Source organism: Lachnoanaerobaculum gingivalis (assembly GCF_003862475.1).
GTDB classification, from domain to species: Bacteria; Bacillota; Clostridia; order Lachnospirales; family Lachnospiraceae; genus Lachnoanaerobaculum; species Lachnoanaerobaculum gingivalis.
The window spans coordinates 220166-229937 of sequence record NZ_RRCO01000006.1 but is presented as its reverse complement, the minus strand read 5'-3'; the positions used below and the strand labels follow the sequence as shown (position 1 = coordinate 229937).

General features: G+C 40.1%; 6 protein-coding genes, 1 tRNA gene and 1 rRNA gene. 7 read left to right on the top strand and 1 reads right to left on the bottom strand.

The features are described 5' to 3' along the window. Window positions 1-26 precede the first annotated feature (26 nt). Window positions 27-2915: ribosomal RNA gene (locus tag EHV10_RS12860) — 23S ribosomal RNA — on the top strand. A gap of 94 nt (window positions 2916-3009) precedes the next feature. After that, window positions 3010-3082 (top strand) — tRNA-Gly (locus EHV10_RS12855). A gap of 120 nt (window positions 3083-3202) precedes the next feature. On the opposite strand, the gene EHV10_RS12850 is transcribed toward EHV10_RS12855, so the two are convergent. Then, window positions 3203-4036 carry a hypothetical protein gene (locus tag EHV10_RS12850; RefSeq protein ID WP_128674998.1) on the bottom strand — a complete coding sequence of 278 codons (834 nt, stop codon included), beginning with the start codon at window positions 4034-4036 and terminating at the stop codon, window positions 3203-3205. A 418-nt stretch (window positions 4037-4454) separates the two neighbouring features. Between EHV10_RS12850 and EHV10_RS12845 the strand changes: the two genes are divergently transcribed. The 5 genes from EHV10_RS12845 to EHV10_RS12825 all read left to right on the top strand — a co-directional run bounded on the left by EHV10_RS12845 (window position 4455) and on the right by EHV10_RS12825 (window position 9746). Next, window positions 4455-5252 carry a class I SAM-dependent methyltransferase gene (locus EHV10_RS12845; RefSeq protein ID WP_128674997.1) on the top strand — a complete coding sequence of 266 codons (798 nt, stop codon included), beginning with the start codon at window positions 4455-4457 and terminating at the stop codon, window positions 5250-5252. Between the two features lie 100 nt (window positions 5253-5352). Next, the gene (locus tag EHV10_RS12840; protein WP_128674996.1) at window positions 5353-7749 is read left to right on the top strand and encodes a clostripain-related cysteine peptidase; all 2397 of its coding nucleotides are present in this window, start codon (window positions 5353-5355) and stop codon (window positions 7747-7749) included. Between the two features lie 138 nt (window positions 7750-7887). Beyond that, window positions 7888-8262, top strand: coding sequence for a choline-binding protein A (locus EHV10_RS15160; RefSeq protein ID WP_128674995.1), 375 nt, complete (start codon window positions 7888-7890; stop codon window positions 8260-8262). A gap of 147 nt (window positions 8263-8409) precedes the next feature. Further along, window positions 8410-8811, top strand: coding sequence for an NfeD family protein (locus EHV10_RS12830; protein ID WP_128674994.1), 402 nt, complete (start codon window positions 8410-8412; stop codon window positions 8809-8811). Window positions 8812-8834: 23 nt separating this feature from the next. Then, entirely contained in the window at window positions 8835-9746 is a 912-nt protein-coding gene (locus tag EHV10_RS12825; protein ID WP_128674993.1) for an SPFH domain-containing protein, read from the top strand. Window positions 9747-9772: the final 26 nt, after the last annotated feature.

Below are 9772 nucleotides of genomic sequence, written 5' to 3'. Positions count from 1 at the left end.
AAACACTAAATCTAAATGATTTAAGAGGTTAAACATAAAGAGCGTAGGGTGGATGCCTAGGCACTGACAGCCGAAGAAAGACGTGACAAGCTGCGAAAAGCTGCGGGGAGAAGCACATATTCAGTGATCCGCAGATGTCTGAATGGGGAAACCCACTTGGAAGAACTCCAAGTATCTGTACGCCAATACATAACGTACAGAGGGGAACCCGGTGAACTGAAACATCTAAGTAGCCGGAGGAAAAGAAAACAACAGTGATTGCGAAAGTAGCGGCGAGCGAAATCGTAAGAGCCCAAACCGTGGTGCGTGCACTGCGGGGTAGAGGACTGCAACACGAGTAAGATATATTACCTGAACCGTTTTGGAAAAGCGGGCCAAAGAGCGTGAGAGCCGTGTAAGGGAAAATATATTGAATCCAGCAGTATCCGGAGTACCACGAGACACGAGAAACCTTGTGGGAAGCAGGGGGGACCACCCCCCAAGGCTAAATACTAGTCAGTGACCGATAGCGTATAGTACTGTGAAGGAAAGGTGAAAAGAACCCCGGGAGGGGAGTGAAAAAGAACCTGAAACCCTATGTTTACAAACTGTGGAACACCGAAAGGTGAACCGCGTACTTTTTGTAGAACGGTCCGGCGAGTTACATGTACAGGCGAGGTTAAGTATTAAAGATACGGAGCCGAAGGGAAACCAAGTCTTAATAGGGCGAGTTTAGTCAGTATGTGTAGACCCGAAACCGGGTGATCTATCCATGTCCAGGTTGAAGTTCGCGTAAAAGTGAATGGAGGACCGAACGCACATCCGTTGAAAAGGGTGGCGATGAGGTGTGGATAGGGGAGAAATTCCAATCGAACCCGGAGATAGCTGGTTCTCCTCGAAATAGTTTTAGGACTAGCCTCGTTATTAGTCTACCGGAGGTAGAGCACTGAATTTTTGCGGGGGCGTCAAAGCCTACCAAGAGATATCAAACTCCGAATGCCGGCTAGATGATTGACGGGAGTCAGACTACACGAGATAAGTTGGGTAGTCAAAAGGGAAAGAGCCCAGACCTACGGCTAAGGTCCCAAAGTGTGTGTTAAGTGGAAAAGGATGTGGGATTTCGAAGACAGCTAGGATGTTGGCTTAGAAGCAGCCATACATTAAAAGAGTGCGTAACAGCTCACTAGTCGAGAGGTCCTGCGCCGAAAATGTCCGGGGCTAAACACAACACCGAAGCCTAGGAATGTATATTATACATTGGTAGAGGAGCATTCTTAGAGGCGTAGAAGCCATACCGGAAGGAATGGTGGAGTAATAAGAAGAGAGAATGCCGGAATGAGTAGCGAGAAAGAGGTGAGAATCCTCTTGGCCGAATATCTAAGGTTTCCTGAGTAAAGCTGATCTACTCAGGGTAAGTCGGGGCCTAAGGCAAGGTCGAAAGACGTAGTCGATGGATAACAGGTACAGATTCCTGTACTACATATAATCAGAACTGTGGGGACACGGAGACTAAAAACCGAACCCGGGAGGACAAAAACCGGGGCAAGCGAAGTACCTGTATGGGAGGAAAAACCACCATGCAAGGGGAAAACGTGATGCGTACCGAAAATTAGTAGGGAAGTCGGTTAGGGAGCCGTCAAGAAAAGCCGCTATTGTGTTATATGTACCCGTACCGCAAACCGACACAGGTAGATGAGGAGAGAATCCTAAGGCCGGCGGGAGAAGCATTGTTAAGGAACTCGGCAAAATGACCCCGTAACTTCGGGAGAAGGGGTGCCACTAGGAATAGTGGTCGCAGAAAAAAGGCTCAAGCAACTGTTTAGCAAAAACACAGGTCTATGCGAAACCGCAAGGTGAAGTATATGGGCTGACGCCTGCCCGGTGCCGGAAGGTTAAGAGGAGAAGTCAGGAAACGAAGCTTTGAATTGAAGCCCCGGTAAACGGCGGCCGTAACTATAACGGTCCTAAGGTAGCGAAATTCCTTGTCGGGTAAGTTCCGACCCGCACGAAAGGCGTAATGATTTGAGCGCTGTCTCAACAATGCACCCGGTGAAATTGAAGTACCAGTGAAGATGCTGGTTACCCGCGCCAGGACGGAAAGACCCCATGGAGCTTTACTCCAGTTTGGTACTGGGATTCGGTAATACTCGTACAGGATAGGTGGGAGACATAGAAGCATGGACGCCAGTTTATGCAGAGTCGCCGTTGGGATACCACCCCTGTATTGCTGGATTTCTAACCTGCGGCCGTAATCCGGCCGGGGGACAATGCCAGACGGGGAGTTTGACTGGGGCGGTCGCCTCCGAAAGAGTATCGGAGGCGCTCGAAGGTTCCCTCAGAATGGTCGGAAACCATTCAAAGAGTGCAAAGGCAGAAGGGAGCTTGACTGCGACACCGACGGGTGGAGCAGGTACGAAAGTAGGACTTAGTGATCCGGTGGCATAAAGTGGGATTGCCATCGCTCAACGGATAAAAGCTACCCTGGGGATAACAGGCTTATCACTCCCAAGAGTTCACATCGACGGAGTGGTTTGGCACCTCGATGTCGGCTCATCGCATCCTGGGGCTGTAGCAGGTCCCAAGGGTTGGGCTGTTCGCCCATTAAAGCGGTACGCGAGCTGGGTTCAGAACGTCGTGAGACAGTTCGGTCCCTATCCGGCGTGGGCGTAAGATATTTGAGAGGAGCCGTCCTTAGTACGAGAGGACCGGGACGGACTGACCGCTGGTGTACCTGTTGGAGAGTAACTCCATGGCAGGGTAGCTATGTCGGGACGGGATAAACGCTGAAGGCATCTAAGCGTGAAGCCCCCCTCAAGATGGGATATCTCATGTGAAAACAGTAAGACCCCTTGAAGACTACGAGGTAGATAGGGCCAAGATGTAAGTACAGTAATGTATTAAGTTGATGGTTACTAATAGGTCGAGGGTTTAACCAAAAGATAGGAAAAAATTTATAAGAAATGCAGTTTGGTAGGCAGTTTTGAAGGTACATCTTTACAATTTTTAATTATAGTGATAGAATATATTTATGCGCGAGTGGCTCAGTTGGTGGAGTACGACCTTGCCAAGGTCGGGGTCGCGGGTTCGAGTCCCGTCTCGCGCTCTTTTTTATTTTTAAGCCTTGTTTTCAGGGCTTTTTTTAGTTAATCAATACATACCATAATTCAAAAATAAAATATGCCGACCTGTTTTTACAAGCCGACATCTAACCGGTATTATCATTTTAATAACCTCTCAGTACAGTGTAATCTAAATTATATTTTTGAGCTAATTCTTCCACAGCATCTTTATTTTTTTTATAATCTCCGGTATTTGGGAAATAGATATAGCCTAAATTTTCAAGTGATTTATAAGCATCAAGAAAGCTCTCTTTGTTTTCGTAATCATCCTTGCTTTCAAGATTATCCATATATGGAATTATAACAGTGGAATAGCTGTCACAATGTGAAAATTCATCAAAGACTAAATCTTTATCATAAAAACCTACCACCTTACCGTTAAATCTTTCTCCTGAATATCTTATAGGAATTGTATCACCGATATTATAATACTCTTTAAAGCCGTAGCCAAGTACCATGGGAAACTCACCGTTATATATAAAATCTTGATCTGATAAATAATCCAGTCCCAGTTTTTGCATTGTTTTTTGATTTAGAATAAATGCATCTACCGGAGTTATATACTCAAGCTTTTTATTGACAAGCATCTTTTTATCTATTAAATCCAGTTTTTCTTTATAACCATATGTCAAATCTTCCGGCTTATTCCACTTACCTATAAAATCTACATACGCATGTTTCATATTATAAAAATCTACAGTATCTGTTGAATTCAGTTCCGCATTAAATTTCTGCAAATTATCAATGAATAAAGGGTTTTTTCTACGTTCTGCAAGTTCATCCAAAGTATATTTACCTGTAGAACAAGAAGCATCTGAAACCTGATAAAAAAACTTTTTCCCCTGCATATCTGAAGATGTAACTTTACTTCCTGAACATCCTTGTAAGGACAGTAATAAAACAGAAAGCAGTAAGGGTATCTTTTTTAGTTTATACATATATTCCTCCCAAAATATTAAAAATAATATTACAAATATATTTGCTGAATATTATTTTATCACAAATAAAGAATAGGTCAATTACCAAACATAATATTGCAAAATGTAAACAAAAAATATACTCTTTTAATTAAATAATATTCATATACTAAGAAAAAAACAATTTTTATAACCTCTTGTATATGTGAAAATAATAAAAAAATTCAAAAATTTTAACGGTTTAAAGATGTAAAGTAAAAGGCGGATCGTTAAATTATAAAGATATGATTCTTTACAATTCTTATAAATTTATTAAAAAGATGAATTTATTGAGTTTTCCATAAAATAGAAGTATGATATAACCTAAGTTAGTAAAAACTAACATAATCAGATTATATATATTTTTATACCGTAGGTATAGCGGTAAATGGAGGCTTTTATGAAGATAAAACTTGAAGGTGTTATGGAGACTATGCTTATAACTTTGGATGCAAGGGCAAGGGATTACAGATCTGAAAAATCTATATTAAAGGATAAAAAGTCGGCTGAAATGGTGGATATGATTGACTATGATTTTGGCTCTTTCAGTAATGAAAAAGTGAATCTTTTAGGTATTATTGCGAGAGCCAAGGTTATGGATGATGAGGTGAAAAAGTTTATAGACAAATACCCTGATTGTCATATAGTTTCACTTGGCTCAGGGCTGGATACAAGATTTTTCCGCGTAGATAACGGTAGAATACATTGGTATGATATAGATTTTCCGGAGATAATAAGTTTAAGAAAAAAATTCTTTGAGGAAAATGACAGAGTAAAAAATATCGAAAAATCAGCCCTTGATAAGTCATGGACAAAGGAGATAGATACAAAGGGAGAGAAGCTTTTGATTATTTCAGAGGGGATGATTATGTATTTTTATCCTAAGCAGGTGAAGGAGTTTTTAAATATACTGACAGATAATTTTGAACATTTTGTACTTCATCTGGACTGTCTTTCCAAAAGACTTGTGAATAAGGCAAAAACGAACAAGGCTGTAAAACGAACCAAGTCCGAGTATCATTTTGGAGTTACAAACGGCAAAGAGATTATAGAACTTAATCCTAAACTGAAGCAAATCGGATTTATAAACTTTACAAAACAAATAGCAAAGCAGATGAAATGGTATGGCAAAATCTTTCTTCCAATCATATGTCTTATGAATAACAGGCTTGTAATATGCAAATATGATGCAAAATAATAACTGTTTGTAATGATTTATTGCGGTATGCTGAGATTATTGTTAGAATAAACTATGCTTAAAGTATTGTCGGCATAAATAACAAACAGGAGGAGAGTAGATGGGTAGACCAACATCGCATGGAAGAGAGGTTACCGGAACAGGTAGAAGTGTTTTGGGTAGAGGATCGTTTGTGGGAGGTTCCGGTGGAGGAAACAGGAATTCATACGGAAGAGGTGGAGGCGGAGGACGTTCGCCTTTCAGCCTATTGATAGTCGTAGTTTTCGTAATAATAAGTATTGCCACAGGTAAAAAAAGTAATATATTAAGTTCAATACTTGGAGGATTAAGCAGCAGTACAAATAGTACAAATAGTACAAGTAGCGGAACAGCTCCGATGATCAGTATACCGACTTTGCCTTCATCAATCGGAAGCACGGCGGCATCAAGTATAAGCGGTGTGGGAAGTGCATGGAGCGGAGTTGCCGATAACAGAGGACAACTGGATACCTCAGTGCATGAAAGTGCCAGAGAGAAATTTTACAGGCCTACAGGCGGTGACAGTGTAACCGTAATGGTATATATGTGCGGTACCGACTTGGAGAGCAAGCACGGAATGGCTACGAAAGATCTGATTGAGATGACAAAGGCCAATATTTCAAGTAATGTTAATTTGCTTGTATATACAGGAGGAACAAATACCTGGCAAAACTCGGTAGTTTCATCATCAAATAATGAGATATATCGGATAGCGGACGGAAAAATGAATAAGCTTGCAGATGATAATTTAAATACTTCAATGACAGACCCTAATACATTGGTTAGATTTATCGACTATTGTAAGAATAATTTTTCGGCTAACAGATATCAGCTTATTCTCTGGGATCATGGCGGCGGTTCTGTAACAGGATATGGATATGATGAAAAAAATCCTAACTCGGGATCAATGAATCTTGCAAAAATAAAAGCCGCTGTTGCGCAGACAGGTATAAAGTATGACTTTATAGGATTTGATGCCTGTCTTATGGCTACTACAGAGACTGCACTTGCACTTTCAGATTATGCGGATTATTTGATTGCATCTGAGGAAACAGAGCCGGGAACAGGATGGTATTATACAAATTGGCTAAGTAATCTTAGCAGTAATACTGCAATTTCCACTCTTGATCTGGGTAAAAAGATTGTGGATGATTTCATAGATGAGAGTAACAGAAGTGCAAGAGGACAGTCTACAACTCTTTCCTTGGTGGATTTGGCCGAGCTTAAGGCTACAGTCCCAAGCAGCCTTTCAAGCTTTGCAAGAGATACAGCATCATATATAGAAAATAATGAATACAGTAAGGTATCTTATGCAAGAACTGCAAGCAGAGAGTTTGCAAAATCATCAAATATAGATCAGGTAGATTTGGTAAACCTTGTGTATAATCTGGAGCAGAATGAAAACGACCCTACAATACAGTCAATACTTGGTGCTGTAAAGTACAACAGAACGTCTTCAAATATGTCAAACTCATATGGGCTCTCAATCTATTTCCCATATAAGAAATTGTCAAAGGTTGACAGAATGGTTCAGACCTATGGTGACATCGGTATGGACAGTGAGTACACCAAGATGATACAGCAGTTTGCGACATTGCAGGCGAGCGGACAGATTGTAGGCGGAGGAGAGACGACTCCTGCAAATACGGTAACGGGAAACTATCAAGGAAGTACTTCAGGTTCATTTTCGGCGGCAGATATTGACAGTTTGATAGCAAGTCTTATATCAGGAAGTTTATCATCAGAGAGCCTTGCAAATATAGGGCTTGATACTTCAAGTATAGGATTTTTACAAAACAGAAATATGTCTGATGAAACAATAAGAAACTATGTTTTATCAAACAGGCTTGACGCTTCAAAGCTTCAGTGGACAGATCGTTATTCCACACCTAAGGTTCATTTATCTGAGGAAGAGTGGAATATGGTATCAAGTATAGAAGAAAATATGCTTTTGGACGAGGGAAGCGGATATATAGATATGGGACTTGACAATTTCTTTGAGTTTGATGAAAACGGAGATATGCTTGCAGATACTCAAAGAGCATGGATTGCTATAGATCAGCAACCTGTTGCATATTATCATCTTTCAACAACACAAAACGGAGATGAGACGGTTACTATAGGACGTGTACCTGTTATTTTAAACGGAGACAGAGCCAATCTTATAATTATATTTGACGGCGAGCATCCTAACGGATATCTTGCAGGAGCAAATACAGATTATAAAGCAACACAAACAGAAACCATTGCAAAGAATATAACAGATATAGTCGAGGGAGACAGAATACAGTTTATATATGCTTATTACGGATATGACGGTACATACCTGGATGATTATAAACTGGATGAAGAGTATGTGGTTGGAAAGACTGCTCCGAAGGTATCATATGTTCTTGTGAAGGATGACAATCAAATTACTTATAAATTCACAGATATATACAATAACAGCTACTGGACTCCGGCTTTAAAGAGTAAATAGATATTCTTATACATAATGTATGTAATTAGCAAATATTTTGTAAACACAATGTAAGATATAAAATACAAAATTAGTTTATACTATATAAAGACAGTTAATCTGTCAGATTAACGATGGTATAGGAGAGAAGGAGGAATGATGAAAAAAGGTTTAATCAAATCAGCAGCAATTTTATTTGCAGCATTCAGTCTTGGCGGTGTGGTAGTTCCCCCTGTGACAGCGCAGGCAGCAATTTTAGAGCGTATGCCTGGAGACAGAGGTGAGTGGCGTAGAGACGAGCACGGATGGTATTATCAGTTGAACGTTAATGCAGGTACTTCATATGTAGCAGACAGCTGGATCAAGGACAACGGTAAGTGGTATTACTTTGATCACTGGGGCTATATGTACAGAAACGCTTGGATCAACTACCAGGGTAGTTCTTACTATGTAGGTGCTGACGGAGCAATGTGGTATAATGCCAGAACTCCTGACGGATACTGGGTAGACAGCAACGGCAAGTGGGTTAGATAATCTATATTATAAAAATAAGAGCCTCAAGGATATCCTTGAGGTTTTTATTAGCATATAAGTATAATTTGTGCTATAATAAAGGTGATAATATAGTGTTATATTTCTAATAGGCTTTAGTAGAATTACTTATAAGCGAAAGGAGGAAATATGTTTTATTGGGGTGTTTTATTTGCTATATTTGCCATTGGAGAAATTATAATTCCCGGACTGGTTTCAGTGTGGCTGGCCATTGCGGCACTCATTATGATGCCGATATCCTTGTTTGTTAAACCACTTGAGATACAAGTCATCATATTCTGTGTACTGTCATTGATCTTTATTGTATTCTTTAGAAGTATTTTCAAATCCTTTATGAAGGGTAAGGAGAGTATGGATACTGAGAAGGTAAAGATAGTAAAGCTTACATCTGTTGAAGATAACAATTATATTTATGATGTGAGATTTAAAGGCGGCATATGGACAGCAATTGCAAATTTGGAACTCAAGCCCGGAGATATTGCCGACATAGATAAATTTGAAGGCAATAAGATAATTATAGGCAGAAATTAATTTATTTAAAGGAGACATAACAAATGATAGGCTATGGAATTATTGTTGTTTTATTGGCTATTATATTCGTGATTACGGTAAAGGCAATAAAGATAGTACCTGAGTCAAAAGTATATGTAGTTGAGAGACTTGGAAAGTATTCACAAGGACTTCGTTCAGGATTACATTTTATCAACCCTTTCTTTGATAAAATATCAAAGGTTATTTCATTAAAAGAGCAGGTAGTGGATTTCCCGCCACAGCCGGTTATTACAAAGGATAATGCTACTATGCAGATAGATACTATAGTGTATTTCCAGATAACCGATCCTAAGCTTTATACTTATGGTGTTGAGAGACCTATATCAGCTATAGAGAACCTTACAGCGACCACTCTTAGAAATATCATAGGTGATATGACTGTAGACCAGACTCTTACATCAAGAGATACAATAAACACAGCTATGAGATCAGAGCTTGATGAAGCTACAGATCCATGGGGCATCAAGGTAAATCGTGTGGAGTTAAAGAGTATTTTGCCACCTGAGGATATCAGAGTTGCAATGGAGAAGGAGATGAAGGCCGAGCGTGAGAAGAGAGCAAATATTCTTGAGGCTCAGGCTAAGAAGGAGAGTGCGATACTTGTAGCAGAGGGTAATAAGCAGGCTGCAATACTTAATGCAGAGGCTGAAAAGGAAACCGCTATTAAGAGAGCTGAAGGACAGGCACAGGCAATACTTGCAATCCAGAAGGCTCAGGCAGAGTCTTTAAGAGTGCTTTCAGAGGCGGATCCAAGCCAGAAGGTACTTACACTTAAGGGGCTTGAGGCATTCCAGAAGGTAGCTGACGGAAAAGCGACAAAGATTATCATTCCTACAGAACTTAGCGGACTTGCTTCATTAGCTACAAGCTTTGCCGAGCTAAATCAAAAAGTTGAATTGAAAAAAGAACAGTAATAAAAGAAAGGAACTTTTGTTTTGCG